The organism is Pseudomonas fjordensis (genome assembly GCF_976987115.1).
Genome location: NZ_OZ336860.1, coordinates 4,668,856 through 4,683,006, shown reverse-complemented (window position 1 = coordinate 4,683,006; position 14,151 = coordinate 4,668,856). Strand labels below are relative to the sequence as shown.

The window sequence follows — 14,151 nt, the reverse complement described above, 5'->3', positions numbered from 1 at the left end:
TTGCGTCTACTGACTGCCCAAAATCTTCACCAACTTATCCGGCGACGGCGCCCCCTGCTGCTGTTGCAACCCCCCCTTGTCATCCAGATAGAAAATCGCCGGCGTCGCCGACAACTCCAGTTCATCCATCAGCTTCATATTCGCATCAAGCTTGGCCTCGACCTCGGCCGGGATCTTTTCCAAGGCCTTGAGCTTGCTGCCCTTGCCGGCCGCTTCGTGCTCTTGCAGGGCTTTTTGCGGGTCTTTGGCGGCGAGCAGGGCGGCGGATTTGCCTGGGCTGTCTTCGCGAATGATGCCGACCATGATGTGGCGCAACTGCACCTTGCCGGCCTTGACCCACGGGCGGGCCTGTTCCCAGAACATGTTGCAGTACGGGCAGTTGGGGTCGCTGAACAGGTAGACGGTGCGCGGGGCGTTTTTGTCGCCGTCCTGGATCCAGCTGCTGTTTTCCATCTTGGCCCAGACTTCCTTGGCCATCGGCGCATACACCAGTTTTTCCAGGGGCGCGGTGCTCAGGTCATTGCCCTGGGCGTCGTACAGGTTGCCGGCGATGACGTTTTTGCCGTCGGCGGTCAAGTACAGGGCCATGCCACGGTTCTGGTACTGGGCGGCGTAGCCGGTGAGGCCGCTGGGGGCATCGAATTTGCCGATGATCTTGGCGCCCTTGGCTTCGATCTGTTTGATCGGGGCCGGCAGGTCTTCGGCCTGGGCCAGCGCAGCGGCTAGCGTCAAAGGCAGCAGGGTCAGCAGGTGGCGGAGGCGAGGCATGTCGGTTTCCTTATCGTGGCGTTGTCGAAGGGTTCCATGGCGCGGGCCAGGCTGGCTTCGGAGAGTTCGCCCAGGTGGCTGTTGATCAGGCGCCCATCGGCTTGGTAGAACAGCGTAGTCGGCAGGGCCATGGAACCCACGGCCTGGCCAAGGCGGCCGCTGGCGTCGAACAGCACGTTGTCCAGGTTCAGGCCCTGGGTGGCCAGGTAGGTGCTGACGCTTTGCATGCTTTCGGCCTGGTTGACGAACAGGAAGGTCACGTCGGGGCGCATGCGCTGGGCGTTTTCCAGCACCGGCATTTCGCGTCGGCACGGCGGGCACCAGGTGGCCCACAGGTTGATCACCAACGGGCCGCCCTGATAATCCGCCAGTTGCACCACGTCGCCATTGGCATTGCGCAGGGTGATGTCCGGCAGGCGCGTGCCTTTTTCATACAGGCTCAGGGACAGGCTGGTCATGCCCCAGAACAACAGGCCGGTGATCACCCCGGCGCTGAGGGGCTTGCGCAGGGCTGGGCGACGCCAGCCGTACGCCAGCGCGCCAAGGATCAGCGCGATGATCCCGGGCCAGGCGAGAAAGCCGCCGTCACGCAGGTCGACCATCTCCACCCAGTCGTTGCTGTAATAACTCCAGTACATCAGCACAAAGCTGACCCGGGCGGCGAGCAGGCCCAGCAGGAACAGGCTGAACAGCACCGACTCCGGGTTTTCGCCGCCGCGCTTGGCCACGCGCCAGCCCACCAGGGTGGCGAGAATCAGCGCGCTGATCAGCAGCAGGTGATTCAGGGCGATGGCGAAGGTGCCGATGGTGAGGGTCAGCATCAGAGAGCGTCCCGCGTCTGGGTCCAGCGTTGTAGGAACGCGGCGGCGTCTACTTCGCCGGTGATGCGTTGGGCGCGGCGTTCTTCACCGTCCGGGCCGATCCACACGAAGCTCGGTGGCCCTGGCACTTTGTAGCGGCCCAGCAGCTCGCGGCTGGCGGCGTTGTCAGCGGTGACGTCCAGGCGTAACAGGCGCACGTCTTTGAGCGCGTCCATCACCTCGGGTTTGCCGAACACCTGTTTCTCCATGATCTTGCACGACACGCACCAGTCGGCGTAATAGTCCAACAGCACCCACTGGCCCTGGGCTTTGGCGCTGTCGAGCTGACTTTGCAATACCGCCGGGTCGCTTACGGTGGTGAAGGCATCGTGAGCGCTGGGTGCAGCGGCGAGCCGCGAGCCGCTGTAGACCTTCAACGGCTGCCACAGCTCATCGCTGCCACCGGCCGCACCCACCACCAGCACCGCGCCCCACAGGCCCAGCACCAGGGAACCGGCGCCGAATACCTTGGCCGCCAGGCCGGACTCACGGGCCAGCGCCCAGCCACAGTACGCCATCACCAGCGCCAAGGCGCCCCACAGGCCGATCCACAGGCTGTCGCCGACCACCGGGCGAATCATCAGCACCGCGGTGCCCAGGAACAGGAAACCGAAGATGCCCTTGAGCACGTTCATCCAGGTGCCCGGCTTGGGCAGGAAGCGATTGCCCACGGTCACCAGCAGCAACAGCGGAATGCCGATACCGATGCCCATGGCGAACAGGATCAGCCCACCGTGCAGCGCATTGCCGCTCTGGGCGATGTACAGCAGGGCGCCAGCCAGGGGCGCGGTCATGCACGGGCCCACCAGCAGGCCGGACAACGCGCCGAGCACACCGGCACCCACCAGGCTGCCACCGCTTTGCTGGCGGCTGACGTTATCGAGGCGGTCGCGCAGGAAGGCGGGCAGTTGCAGTTCAAAGAAGCCGAACATCGGCAGGGCGAGCAGCACGAACAACGCCGCAAAGCTGCCGAGGATCCACGGCGTTTGCAAAAGCGCGGCGAGGTTGGCGCCGAGCAACGCGGCCATCACCCCCAGGGCGGCATACACCAGCGCCATGCACACCACGTAGCTGCCGGCCAGGGCAAAGCCACGGCGCGGGCTGGCGCCACTGCCCACCACCAGGCCGGCGAGGATCGGCAGCATCGGCAACGAGCAGGGCGCAAACGCCAAGAGCAGGCCCAGGCCGAAGAAGACCAGCAGGCTCCACCCCAGGCTGCGCTGCTGCAGGCCGCTGGCCAGGCTTTGATCCTGGGCTTGTGCGGTGACGGCGACGGCCGGGTTGCCGCCCAGGTCCACGGTGATCGACTGCGGCGGATAGCACAGGCCCGCATCGGCGCAGCCCTGCCAGCCGAGCTTGACCTGGCCGGTGGTGCCGGCGGGGATCTTCACTTCCAGGCCCTGGCGATACACTTGCTGCTCGCCAAAGAACTCGTCGCTATGGGCTTCACCCTCGGGCAGCACGGGTTTTTCGGCCAGGCCGTCGAACTTCATGCGCTGCTGGTACAGGTAATAACCGTCGGCAATCTGCCAGAACAGCTGGGTTTCGCCGCTTTCAAGACGTTCGGAGGTAAAGGCGAAGGCTTTGCCCACCGGGAGGAAGTCGGGTTTGGTTTCGAAGGGGTTGCCCGGCGCTGCCTGGGCGAATCCCGCGAACAACACCAGCAGAAAGGTAAACAGATGCCGCATGGTCAAGCCTTAGTTCGATGCAAGTGAGGCACACAATGTGTGGCGTTGATTAACCGATGATTAAACGCCGCTATTCTAGAGTGTAGGGATTATCCGGTGTTGCCAACTTTAACGGCATAATGCGCGCTTAATCCGTGGCTTTTCTAATCGCGCCATCATTCATGAAGGGTTAACCATGCACGTACTGGTCTGTGAAGACGACGAACTGATCGCCAGTGGCATCGTGGCCGGCCTGACCGCCCAGGGTTTTACCGTGGAACGCGTGGCCACGGCCTCGGCTGCGCGGGCGATGCTCAAGGCCGCCGCCTTCGACATCATGGTGCTCGACCTTGGCTTGCCCGACGAGGACGGCCTCAAGCTGCTGCAACAACAGCGCAGCCAGGGGCTGGAGATTCCGGTGCTGATCCTCACCGCGCGGGACTCGGTGACCAACCGCGTCGACGGTCTGCAAGCCGGCGCCGACGACTACCTGCTCAAGCCCTTCGACCTGCGTGAACTCGCCGCGCGCCTGCAAACCCTGCTGCGCCGGGTGGCGGGGCGTAGCGTCAACCTGATCGAGCATGGCCGCCTGGCCTACGACCCCAGCAGCCGCGAGACCTTCCTCGGCGGCCAGCCGGTGGACCTGTCTCGGCGTGAACAGGCGTTGTTGCAGGCGCTGTTGCACAACAAGGGCCGCGTACTGTCCAGCGAACAGCTCAAGGACAGCGTCTACGGCTTCAGCGACGAACTGGAAAGCAACGCCCTCAACGTGCATATCCACCACCTGCGGCGCAAGTTGGGCAACGGCATTGTCGAAACCGTCAGGGGGCTGGGCTATCGCCTGGGCACGGCTGATGGGGGAGAAAACACCCCGTGATGAGCTTGCGTCTGCGCCTGACGTTCAAGCTGGGCGCCGCTTTTGTACTGATCTGGGTGCTGGCGGCTGCCTGGATGCTCAACGATTTGCGCAACCAGATGATGTTTTCCCTCGACCAGCGCCTGGTGGCTTCGGCGCGCATGGTGGCCGGGCTCACCGAGCAGATGCCGGGCCTGGCCAGTGTCAGCGGTGGCGCGCATTTGCGCACCGAACAACTGAATGTGCCGGGCGGCATGGCCTGCCAGGTCAGTTCGTTGCGCGGCGAGATCCTGGCGCGCAGCCATACCACGCCTGAGGAAGGGCTGGAGTCGCGCCGCAGCGGCTTTCGCGACCAGATCATCGACGGCGTGGGCTGGCGCAGTTTTACCCTGTCCCGTGGCGACTTGCTGATCACCACCGCCGACCGCCAGGTGGAGCGCGAGGCCCTGAACCTGTCGATCCTGCTGGCGGCGTCGGTGCCGGTCGGCGTGGCGTTGCTGGGCTGCCTGTGCCTGCTGTGGTTGGGCATCGGCCAGAGCCTGGTGCCGCTCAACCGGATGCGTGACGCGCTGATGCGGCGCAGTGCCGATTCCCTCGAACCCTTGCAGATTCACCCATTGCCCAGCGAACTCAAACCGTTGCTCGACACCCAGAACCAACTGCTGCAACGCATTGCCAAGACCATCGAGCGCGAACGTCGCCTGACCGGTGACGCCGCCCATGAACTGCGCAGCCCGTTGACCGCGATCAAGACCCACCTGCAAGTCGCACGCATGACCGAGGGGGCGGCCCGCGACCAGTCTCTGGCGCACGCCGAGGAGGGCGCCGACCGCTTGCATCGCACCCTGGAGCAACTGCTGTTGCTGGCGCGGGTGGAGGGCAGCCTGTCGTTTGATGATGGCCTGCAATCCAGTGCCGAGGAAGTCGCCAGGTTGGCGATCCAGGATGCCAACGCCGGTGACAATTCACGCATCGATCTGATCCTGGCGCCGGATCTTTCCCCTGTTCCAGTGGCAATGCCCGTGGGCTTGGCCGTCGCGGCCTTGCGTAACCTGCTGGACAACGCCTTGCGCCATACCCCGGCCGATACCCGCGTGGAACTGCAGGTGTTTTCTACCCCGGATAACGTGGTGTTCCGCGTGCGTGACCATGGTCAGCAGATCTCCAGCGAAGACCTGCAATACCTCACCCAACGTTTCTGGCGCAATGGCAGCAGCGAAGGCTGTGGCTTAGGCTTGGCGATTGTCCAGGCGATCGTGCAGCGCTGTTCTTGCTCGTTGCATTTTGACAGCCAGCCCGATGGTATGCGGGTCGACCTGGGTATGCCATTGCGGCGCTGAACTGACTTTTCACGTGGCAAATAATTACCGCCCGCCTGAGGCTCAAGCCTTCAGGATGGCGGTAATTTTTTTGCGTTTGAACGGGCCGAATGAGTCGGCCTGAATTGAAAAGGACCGTTCTTATGTTGGTGATCGACACCAGTTTCCCCGCCAGGGATTTCAACGACCGCCGCGGCGAAACCGTGCAACAGGTGGTTTTGCACTACACCGCTTCGCCCTTTGCTTGCTCGCTGCGCACCCTCACCCAAGATGGCGTCAGCGCCCACTATCTGCTGCCCGACCCCGATGAACCCAGCTACCGCGCTGCCGGTTATGAAGAGCTGCGGGTGTTTCGCCTGGTGGACGAGGGGCAGCGCGCCTGGCATGCAGGCGTGAGTTATTGGGCGGGGAAGGCCGACCTCAACAGCCGCTCGATGGGCATTGAAATCGTCAACCTGGCGCGCGATGACGCGGGCGTCTTTACCTTTCCTGAATATGCACCGGCGCAGGTTGATGTATTGATTGCATTGCTTCGCGACCTGCTGGAACGCTATCCGCAGGTCGGCCCTACGGACTGGCTCGGGCATTCGGACGTGGCCTACTGGCGCAAGAGCGACCCAGGGCCTCGGCTGCCCTGGCGGGTGCTGCATGAAGCCGGCATCGGGGCCTGGTTTGATGAGTCGACCCGGGCAATGTACCAGCGCCGCTTTTGTGTTGGCTTGCCGCCGGAGGTGGAGGTGGAGCGGGCGTTTCAGCGGTATGGTTACAAGCCCGCGCAGAATCGCAGAGCCTTTGAGCAGCGCACCCGAGCGTTCCAGATGCACTTTCGGCCACGGGATTATTGTGGGTTTCTGGATGCAGAGACTTGCGCGATCTTGTATGCACTGAACGAAAAGTACCGTGGGATTTGATGCCGAGCACTGTTCAAATGTGGGGCCCGATGTGGGGGAGGGCTTGCCCCCGTGTCGGCCTGACAGCCGACACCTATCTCTCTGACACCCTGCAATCAAACTGTGGGAGCGGGCTTGCTCGCGAAGACGGCCTGACAGTCAACACAGTTGAATTGTGTACATATCCATTGCTGCGGTAACGGCCGCTTAGGGTTCCGCCCTGACGGCGGCTCACTTTCGAAAAGCGCGAAAGTAAGCAAAGCGCTCTTGCCCCACCACTCGGCACCTCGCTTAGGCTCGGTGTGCCCGAACACAGGCTTGAATCCGTGGGCCGCCGCCACGCGCCATCCATGGCGCGGGGCGGCTAACCCGGCGTCCTGCCGGGTTACCCACGAATTCAAGCCTGCGTTCGGCCAGCGTGGTTTAACGGGGCGCCTGAGATCAAAAGCAGATCAAGATCAAGATCAAGAGCGGCTCGCTTCGCATCGTGGTTAGCGGTGGCTGCGGCGAACTGCATAGTCGGTAAATATCCGACCAACCTCCTAAATCCCTATGCATCTGAAGCGTCTCCACAACAGGAAATCCGTGCGCATGCCCTTGGGCCAGACGCCAACGGATCGGCAGTTTGGTCACGATCATCAGCGTATTGAGGGATCCAGAGATGTCAGTCGCTACCAGCCGTATCGAAGACGCCCCGGTGCAGGCCGCGGAAACGCTCTATCAGTTTGACGAAAGCCCGCTGCTGGCCCGTCAGCGCCAGCAGGAATCCAACGCCCGCAGTTACCCACGGCGCATCCCCCTGGCGCTCAAGCGCGCCAAGGGCATTTATGTGGAAGACGTTGAGGGACGCCGGTTCATCGATTGCCTGGCCGGTGCCGGCACCCTGGCGCTGGGGCATAACCACCCGGTGGTGATCCAGGCCATCCAGCAAGTGTTGAGCGACGAACTGCCCCTGCACACCCTGGACCTGACTACGCCGGTCAAGGATCAATTCGTGCAGGACCTGTTCGGTTTGCTGCCTTCGGAGCTGGCGCGGGAAGCGAAAATCCAGTTCTGCGGCCCCACCGGTACCGATGCGGTGGAAGCCGCGTTGAAGCTGGTGCGCACCGCCACCGGGCGCAGCACTGTGCTGTCGTTCCAGGGCGGCTATCACGGCATGAGCCAGGGCGCGCTGAGTTTGATGGGCAGCCTGGGGCCGAAGAAACCCTTGGGCGCCTTGCTCGGCAATGGCGTGCAATTCCTGCCCTTCCCGTATGACTACCGTTGCCCGTTCGGTCTTGGTGGCGCTGAGGGTGTGCGGGTCAACCTGCATTATCTGGAAAACCTGCTCAACGATCCGGAAGCCGGCGTGTTGCTGCCAGCGGCGGTGATTGTCGAGGTGGTCCAGGGTGAGGGCGGTGTGATCCCGGCGGACCTCGACTGGCTGCGTGGCCTGCGCCGTATCACCGCGCAAGCGGGGGTGGCGTTGATTGTCGATGAAATCCAGAGTGGTTTTGGGCGCACCGGCAAAATGTTTGCCTTCGAACACGCCGGCATCACCCCCGATGTGGTGGTCATGTCCAAAGCCATTGGCGGCAGCCTGCCCCTGGCGGTGGTGGTGTACCGCGACTGGCTCGACACCTGGCTGCCGGGCGCCCATGCCGGGACCTTCCGTGGCAACCAGATGGCGATGGCGGCGGGCTCGGCGGTGATGCGCTACCTCAAGGATCACGACCTGGCGGGCCATGCGGCGGCCATGGGCGAGCGCCTGGGTGAGCACCTGCGCCTCCTGCAGCGCGATTTCCCGCATCTGGGGGATATCCGTGGGCGTGGGCTGATGCTGGGGGTGGAGCTGGTAGACCCGACGGGCACGCCTGATAGTCAGGGCCACCCACCGGTGCATCGCCAGTTGGCGCCGCTGGTGCAGCGCGAATGCCTCAAGCGCGGGCTGATCCTGGAACTGGGCGGGCGCCATGGCAGTGTGGTGCGCTTTTTGCCACCGCTGGTGATCACCGCTGGCGAAGTCGACCAGGTGGCCGAGATTTTCGGGCGCGCCTTGGCGGCGGCCGTAGCCAGCGTCTAATTTTCCAGGCCCTTGGTACGTTTCTACAGATATCAGTGCTGCGCGTGGTGCGCAGCCAGCCTTTGAGCGACGGAGAACAGCAATGACCTCAGTATTTGACCGCGACGACATCCTCTTTCAGGTAGTGGTCAACCACGAAGAACAGTATTCGATCTGGCCCGACTACAAAGCCGTGCCGGAAGGCTGGCGCACCGTGGGCAAGAGCGGCATGAAGAAGGAATGCCTGGCCTACATCGAGGAGGTGTGGACCGACATGCGCCCGCTGAGCCTGCGCCAGAAAATGGATGGCGCGGCCCTCGCCAACTGATTCACCCCAATACCCTGTAGGAGCGAGCTTGCTCGCGAAGAACGCAAGAACGCCGCGTTTACCCTGAATAAACGCGGCGTTCTGAAGTTTTTCGCGAGCAAGCTCGCTCCTACAGGGGAGGGTGGGTGTAGAGGTAATCCGTCGCCAACGACGCCAGTGTTCTCACGCCCACCACCAACGCCGATTCATCCACAAAGAACCCTGGGTTGTGATTCGGCGCCGCCTTGCTCATGTCCTGGTCCCTTGGGGTCACCCCCAGGAACACAAACAGCCCCGGCGCCTCCTTGGCATAGAACGAGAAGTCTTCGGCGCCACCTACCAATGGGCCTTGCACCACGTCATCCTGAGCCGCCCAGCGCAGGCTTGGCAGCATCTTCTCGGTCAGCGCCGGGTTGTTGATGGTGGGGTCGTACTTCTCGATGATCGTCACTTCGGCCTTGGCGCCACCGCTTTCGGCGATTTTCTCTACGGTTTGACGCACGTCTGCATGCAGCTTCTGGCGAATGCCGTAGTCGTAGGAGCGAATGGTGCCGCTCATGTCCACCGACTCGGGGATGATGTTGTAGCGGGTGCCGCCGTTGATGGTGCCGATGCTCACCACAGAGGGGAATGACGAAATATCGGTACGGCGGCTGACCACGGTCTGCAGGCCGACAATGGTTTGCGCGCCGACGGTGATCGGGTCGATACCGTCCCAGGGGCGGCCGGCGTGGGTCTGTTTGCCGAGGATTCTGATGCGCAGGTCATCGGAACTGGCCAGGGTCGGGCCCGGGCGGTAGGCGATTTGCCCGGCAGGTACACCGGCCCACACATGCAGGCCGAACACCGCGTCGGGCTTGGGCGCTTTCATCACGCCTTCCTGCACCATCATCTTCGCGCCCCAGGTGTTCTTGCCGTCAGGGATAAAGTCGCTGGGGCCTTCTTCCGCCGGTTGGAAATAAAACACCACGGTGCCGGGCAGGCGCTCGCGCATCCCCGTAAGAATCTTCGCAGTGCTCAGCAGGATAGCGGTATGGGCGTCGTGGCCGCAGGCATGCATCACGTCGACTTCCTTGCCCAGGTAGGTGCCCTTGGCTTTGGAGGCGAAGGGCAGGTCGGCGACTTCCTTGACCGGCAGCGCATCCATGTCGGCGCGCAGGGCCACGGTCGGGCCGGGCAGGGCGCCTTTCAAGATGGCGACGACGCCGGTGCGGGCCACCCCGGTCTTCACTTCAAGGCCGAGTTCGCGCAACTGTTTGGCGACCAGCTCGGCGGTGCGGGTTTCGGTATTGCCCAGTTCGGGGTGGGCGTGGATATCGCGGCGGGTTTCCAACAGGCTGGGTTCGAGGATTTTCGCCTGGGCGGCAATTTCCTCCCGGGCGTTGTCCTGGCCGCTGTTGGCGGCGATCACTGCGCTACTCGCCACCGCGCACAGCAAACCCAATACCCATTGGTGTGTCAGACCGTTCATACGCATACCAACCTCTCCTTGCTTATTGTTGTGGATCTTTCTCCTGCACGCTGCCGGCGGTCAGCACCTGCACGCTCAAACGCGGCGTTGCCAGGTCAAGCCCGGCTTCATCCAGGTGCCGCTTGAGCGACAGGTTGAATGCCCGCGACACTTCCCACTGCTTGATCGGCGCGGTCTTGAAGCGTGCGCGCAGGATCGCGCTGCCGGACTCGAAACTTTCCACGCCCTGGATCTCCAGCGGCGACCAGATATTGCGGCGTTGCAGCGGGTCGTTGCGCATGGCATGGCCGACCTCACGCATCAGTTTGATCGCGTCGTCGATTTCCATGTTGTAGGGGATCGCCACGCGGAAGATCGCGTAGCCGAACTCACGGGAGTAGTTCTTGATGCTCTTGATTTCGCTGAACGGGATGGTGTGCACGATGCCGTCGATATCGCGCAGGCGCACGGTACGGATAGTCAGGCCTTCCACCGTGCCGAGGTGGCCGCCCACATCCACGTAGTCGTCGATGGCCAGGGAGTCTTCGATGATGATGAACAGGCCGGTGATCAAGTCCGCCACCAGCGACTGCGCACCAAAACCGATGGCGATACCGATCACACCCGCACCGGCCAGCAGGGGCGTGACGTTCATGCCCATATTGGCCAGGGCGACGATGGCGGCGATGATGAAAATGGTCACGAACAGCACGTTGCGGATCAACGGCATCATGGTCTGCGCACGGGCGTTGGCCAGGCCTTTGCGCGAGCGCGTCAGGGCGTGGTGAATGGCCGTGTCGCTGAGGATCCAGATCAACCAGGCAAACAGCAAGGTCCCGCCAAGGCCCACCAGCTTGACGGCGATTTCATGGCCGTCGCCTTCGGCAAAGCGAATCATCGACAGGCCCCATACGCGCAAACCCAGCTCGATGAATACCAGCCACACCGCCAGGTGCACCAGGGTGTAGACGAAGCCTTTGAGGCGCTCGGAATACAGCGCGTGGCGCTTGTGCCCGCGTTGCGGCTTGAGGGCATGGCGGCGCACCAGGCCGTTGATCACCATGCACAGCACCAGCAACACCGTGCACAGCAGCGACTGGCGCAGGGCGGTGCTGGTGTCGCCGGCGGACAGGAAGGTGGCGAACAGCGAAATGCCCACCAGCAACAGCGCCGGCAGGTACCAGAAGGTGCCGATGATCGACAGAGTATCGGTGAGGGCGCGGCGGGTCAGTCGGCGCGACAGCGGCTGGTTGCGGATCAGGTGCGCAATGGGTCGGCGGAAACGCAGGATAAACACCCCGGTGGACAACGCCGCCATTACATTGGCCACGGTCGCGGCGGTGTGGGCCAGATGCTGGCCGAGCGCGGCAACCAGGCGCGGGTCGCTCAAGGCTTCACCGAAGGCGGCAAAACTGCCGATCCACCACAGCGGGCGGAACGCCTGGTGGCGCAGGATATACAAGGCGCGGTGGCGGTGCGGGCCGTCGAGCAGCGAGAAGGCAATCACACAGATAGCCGAGAAGCAGGTGCCGACCACCAGGGCATAGGCCAGCACCATGGCCAACGATTTACCCAGGGATGAGGGCAGGGCGTAGCTCAGGTACACCGTGATCACCAGGGCGATCAGCCAGGGGCCCAGCTTGCGCAGGGCGAAGCGCAGCATGTCCCAGGTGCGCGGATGCTGCGGCAACTCTTCGGGCAGGCCGAAGCGCTCGCGCACCCGGTGGCTGAGCCAGATCAGCGCGGCGGCCAGCAGGCTCCAAACGGCCAGAATCACAGCAAAGCCGAAGATGATCGGCAGCCATTCGCTGGCCGGCAACATCAGCGCGGCGAGTTCATCCTTGGCCAGGTCGACTTCATTGGACCAGCGCCCCAGCGGGCTGTCGGCGCCGGAAAACTGCTGCTCAAAGCCCGACAACGTACTGCCGATCAACCCGAGTACCCCGAGTTCGGCGGCGGGCTGGGCCTTTTGCGTGGCGGCGCGCAGCTTCTTCAGGTCGCTGAGCAACTGGGTGCGTTGCTGGTCGTTTTCGAGGGTCTTGATCACTTCGTCCAGCGACTGCCCCAGGGGCACTTCGGCCTGGGGTTGGGTCTTGCTGGAACCGCCCAGCATCCCCGGCAAGCCTACGGCTTGGGCGGACGTTAGCGGCAGCAGCGTGAGCAGGGCGATCAGCAGGTAGCAGGGCAGGGCAAACAGACGGGAGAACACGAGGCGGTCAACCTTGAAAACGACGAATTGACCGAGTGTACGAGGCCGCTATGCCCAATGCGAGCGCATTTGTCACTGCGCCAGTTTGGCGAGGATCTTGTAGAGCACGGTGCCGAGGATCAACAGCATGCCGATCCACATGCCAAACACGCCCAGAGGCTTGTCGCGAAAGTTGAAGCCGACCGCGAGCATGATCATGCCGATCAGGATGGGGATCAGCATGGCGTGGAACGAGGACATTGAGATCATGGCGGGGGCGGCCTTGTCGGATTGGAAGTTCTGACAAGTCTAGGCCGGATTGTAAAAGTTGCAGATGATTCAGGTCAGGTGTACTCAGCGTTAAATGTGGGAGCGGGCTTGCTCGCGAATGCGGTGTGCCAGTCACTGAATCTGTTGGCTGATGTACCGCATTCGCGAGCAAGCCCGCTCCCACAGTGCGCTATCAGGGCAAATCGCGGCTGGCGTAGAACGCTCCCAGCACCTTGACCAGATGCGCCAGGTCATGGCTGCCGCACAGCTCGCGGATCGAGTGCATGGCAAAGGTCGGCAAGCCGATGTCCACCGTGCGCACGCCCAGGTGGCTGGCGGTGATGGGGCCGATGGTCGAGCCGCAGCCCATGTCACTGCGCACCACGAAGCTTTGCACCGGCACTTCTTGGGCCATGCACAGGTGGCGGAAGAACCCGGCGGTTTCGCTGTTAGTGGCGTAGCGCTGGTTGCTGTTGACCTTGATCACCGGGCCGGCGTTGAGTTTCGGGCCGTGGTTGGCGTCGTGTTTCTCGGCGTAATTAGGATGCACGCCGTGGGCGTTGTCTGCCGACACCAGCAGGGATTTCTGAATGGTGCGTACGAATTCTTCACCTTCGGGCAACAGGCGACGCAGGGTCTGTTCCAGCATCGGGCCATCGGCACCGCAGGCCGAGCAGGAACCGACTTCTTCGTGGTCGTTGCACACCAGCACGCAGGTTTCATCGGTGTCGCTGGTGAGCAAAGCCTGCAAACCGGCGTAGCACGACAGCAGGTTGTCCAGGCGCGCGCCGGCGATGAAGTCGCCATTGAGGCCGATCACGGCAGCATTCTGGGTATCGTAGAAACTCAGCTCGTAGTCGAGCACCACATCGGCATTCAACCCATGCTCGCGGGCCAACTGTTCGGTGAGCACGGCGCGAAAGTCCACGCGCTCGTCACCGGCAAACTGCGCGAGGATCGGCGGCAGCTCGGTCTGGGCATTGATCGCCCAGCCTTGGTTGGCTTCACGGTTGAGGTGAATGGCCAGGTTGGGAATGATGGCGATCGGCAGCTTGAAGTCGATCAGTTGGCTCTCGACCTTGCCATCGCGGCGGAAGGTGACACGCCCGGCCAGGGACAGGTCGCGGTCGAACCAGGGCGCCAGCAGCGCGCCGCCGTAAACTTCCACGCCCAGTTGCCAGAAGCCCTGGCGTTGCAGCTCCGGCTGGGGCTTGACCCGCAGGCATGGGCTGTCGGTGTGGGCGCCGACCATGCGGATACCGTCTTGCAGCGGCGATTGGCGGCCGAGCTTGAAGGCGATGATCGAGGAGTCGTTGCGGGTCACGTAGTAGCGCCCGTTGGCCTCGGTGGCCCAGGTGTCGCGCTCGTCGAGACGCTGGTAACCGGCCGCTTCCAGGCGCTGGGCCAGGGCGGCAGTGGCATGAAAAGGAGTAGGGGAGGCCTTGAGGAAGTCGATCAGGCCTTGATTCAACGCTTCGCGCATAAATAGCTCCAGACAGCAATGCGCGGAGTTTACCGTATTGGCCCCGCCGATT

At 63.2% G+C, this 14,151-nt stretch carries 12 protein-coding genes; 5 read left to right on the top strand and 7 right to left on the bottom strand.

The annotated features are described in order from the left end of the window. Positions 1-6 precede the first annotated feature (6 nt). From dsbG to dsbD, 3 genes are read right to left on the bottom strand one after another with little or no spacing between them, the layout of a single operon-like run. On the bottom strand, positions 7-768 hold the full coding sequence (gene dsbG / locus ACWHXD_RS21345) for a thiol:disulfide interchange protein DsbG (protein ID WP_078803553.1): 762 nt from the start codon (positions 766-768) through the stop codon (positions 7-9). After that, positions 744-1,589 carry a TlpA disulfide reductase family protein gene (locus ACWHXD_RS21340; RefSeq protein WP_032895990.1) on the bottom strand — a complete coding sequence of 282 codons (846 nt, stop codon included), beginning with the start codon at positions 1,587-1,589 and terminating at the stop codon, positions 744-746. Before ACWHXD_RS21340 ends, dsbG begins: the two co-directional genes overlap by 25 nt. Further along, on the bottom strand, positions 1,589-3,316 hold the full coding sequence (dsbD, locus tag ACWHXD_RS21335) for a protein-disulfide reductase DsbD (protein ID WP_138762450.1): 1,728 nt from the start codon (positions 3,314-3,316) through the stop codon (positions 1,589-1,591). Before dsbD ends, ACWHXD_RS21340 begins: the two co-directional genes overlap by 1 nt. A 175-nt stretch (positions 3,317-3,491) precedes the next feature. Between dsbD and ACWHXD_RS21330 the strand changes: the two genes are divergently transcribed. From ACWHXD_RS21330 to ACWHXD_RS21310, 5 genes are all read left to right on the top strand, one after another. After that, the gene (locus ACWHXD_RS21330; RefSeq protein ID WP_032895992.1) at positions 3,492-4,172 is read left to right on the top strand and encodes a response regulator; all 681 of its coding nucleotides are present in this window, start codon (positions 3,492-3,494) and stop codon (positions 4,170-4,172) included. Beyond that, positions 4,172-5,491 carry an ATP-binding protein gene (locus tag ACWHXD_RS21325; RefSeq protein WP_014719306.1) on the top strand — a complete coding sequence of 440 codons (1,320 nt, stop codon included), beginning with the start codon at positions 4,172-4,174 and terminating at the stop codon, positions 5,489-5,491. The genes ACWHXD_RS21330 and ACWHXD_RS21325 overlap by 1 nt, the downstream gene beginning before the upstream one ends. A 122-nt stretch (positions 5,492-5,613) precedes the next feature. Next, on the top strand, positions 5,614-6,381 hold the full coding sequence (locus ACWHXD_RS21320; protein WP_138762449.1) for an N-acetylmuramoyl-L-alanine amidase: 768 nt from the start codon (positions 5,614-5,616) through the stop codon (positions 6,379-6,381). Between the two features lie 640 nt (positions 6,382-7,021). After that, the gene (locus ACWHXD_RS21315) at positions 7,022-8,422 is read left to right on the top strand and encodes an aspartate aminotransferase family protein (protein WP_138762447.1); all 1,401 of its coding nucleotides are present in this window, start codon (positions 7,022-7,024) and stop codon (positions 8,420-8,422) included. 82 nt (positions 8,423-8,504) lie between these two features. Beyond that, positions 8,505-8,729 carry an MbtH family protein gene (locus tag ACWHXD_RS21310; RefSeq protein ID WP_003192847.1) on the top strand — a complete coding sequence of 75 codons (225 nt, stop codon included), beginning with the start codon at positions 8,505-8,507 and terminating at the stop codon, positions 8,727-8,729. 109 nt (positions 8,730-8,838) lie between these two features. Here the strand turns inward: ACWHXD_RS21310 and ACWHXD_RS21305 are convergent, their stop codons facing one another. The 4 genes from ACWHXD_RS21305 to ACWHXD_RS21290 all read right to left on the bottom strand — a co-directional run bounded on the left by ACWHXD_RS21305 (position 8,839) and on the right by ACWHXD_RS21290 (position 14,099). After that, complete coding sequence (locus ACWHXD_RS21305; protein WP_138762446.1) at positions 8,839-10,185, bottom strand: amidohydrolase; 1,347 nt, start codon at positions 10,183-10,185, stop codon at positions 8,839-8,841. Positions 10,186-10,201: 16 nt separating this feature from the next. Further along, positions 10,202-12,367: a mechanosensitive ion channel family protein gene (locus ACWHXD_RS21300; protein WP_138762445.1), complete on the bottom strand. Its 2,166-nt coding sequence runs from the start codon at positions 12,365-12,367 to the stop codon at positions 10,202-10,204. A 72-nt stretch (positions 12,368-12,439) separates the two neighbouring features. Continuing rightward, positions 12,440-12,616: a hypothetical protein gene (locus tag ACWHXD_RS21295; protein ID WP_164545339.1), complete on the bottom strand. Its 177-nt coding sequence runs from the start codon at positions 12,614-12,616 to the stop codon at positions 12,440-12,442. Between the two features lie 193 nt (positions 12,617-12,809). After that, positions 12,810-14,099, bottom strand: a complete 1,290-nt coding sequence (locus ACWHXD_RS21290) for a M18 family aminopeptidase (RefSeq protein ID WP_138762444.1) — start codon at positions 14,097-14,099, stop codon at positions 12,810-12,812. Between the last annotated feature and the right edge of the window lie 52 nt (positions 14,100-14,151).

Bases quoted from the DNA above. Each gene is read 5' to 3' on its own strand.
- dsbD (WP_138762450.1), bottom strand. From the start codon at position 3,316: ATGCGGCATCTGTTTACCTTTCTGCTGGTGTTGTTCGCGGGATTCGCC.
- ACWHXD_RS21310 (WP_003192847.1), top strand. From the start codon at position 8,505: ATGACCTCAGTATTTGACCGCGACGACATCCTCTTTCAGGTAGTGGTC.
- ACWHXD_RS21330 (WP_032895992.1), top strand. From the start codon at position 3,492: ATGCACGTACTGGTCTGTGAAGACGACGAACTGATCGCCAGTGGCATC.
- ACWHXD_RS21305 (WP_138762446.1), bottom strand. From the start codon at position 10,185: ATGCGTATGAACGGTCTGACACACCAATGGGTATTGGGTTTGCTGTGC.
- dsbG (WP_078803553.1), bottom strand. From the start codon at position 768: ATGCCTCGCCTCCGCCACCTGCTGACCCTGCTGCCTTTGACGCTAGCC.
- ACWHXD_RS21315 (WP_138762447.1), top strand. From the start codon at position 7,022: ATGTCAGTCGCTACCAGCCGTATCGAAGACGCCCCGGTGCAGGCCGCG.
- ACWHXD_RS21290 (WP_138762444.1), bottom strand. From the start codon at position 14,099: ATGCGCGAAGCGTTGAATCAAGGCCTGATCGACTTCCTCAAGGCCTCC.
- ACWHXD_RS21320 (WP_138762449.1), top strand. From the start codon at position 5,614: ATGTTGGTGATCGACACCAGTTTCCCCGCCAGGGATTTCAACGACCGC.
- ACWHXD_RS21325 (WP_014719306.1), top strand. From the start codon at position 4,172: ATGAGCTTGCGTCTGCGCCTGACGTTCAAGCTGGGCGCCGCTTTTGTA.
- ACWHXD_RS21340 (WP_032895990.1), bottom strand. From the start codon at position 1,589: ATGCTGACCCTCACCATCGGCACCTTCGCCATCGCCCTGAATCACCTG.
- ACWHXD_RS21295 (WP_164545339.1), bottom strand. From the start codon at position 12,616: ATGATCTCAATGTCCTCGTTCCACGCCATGCTGATCCCCATCCTGATC.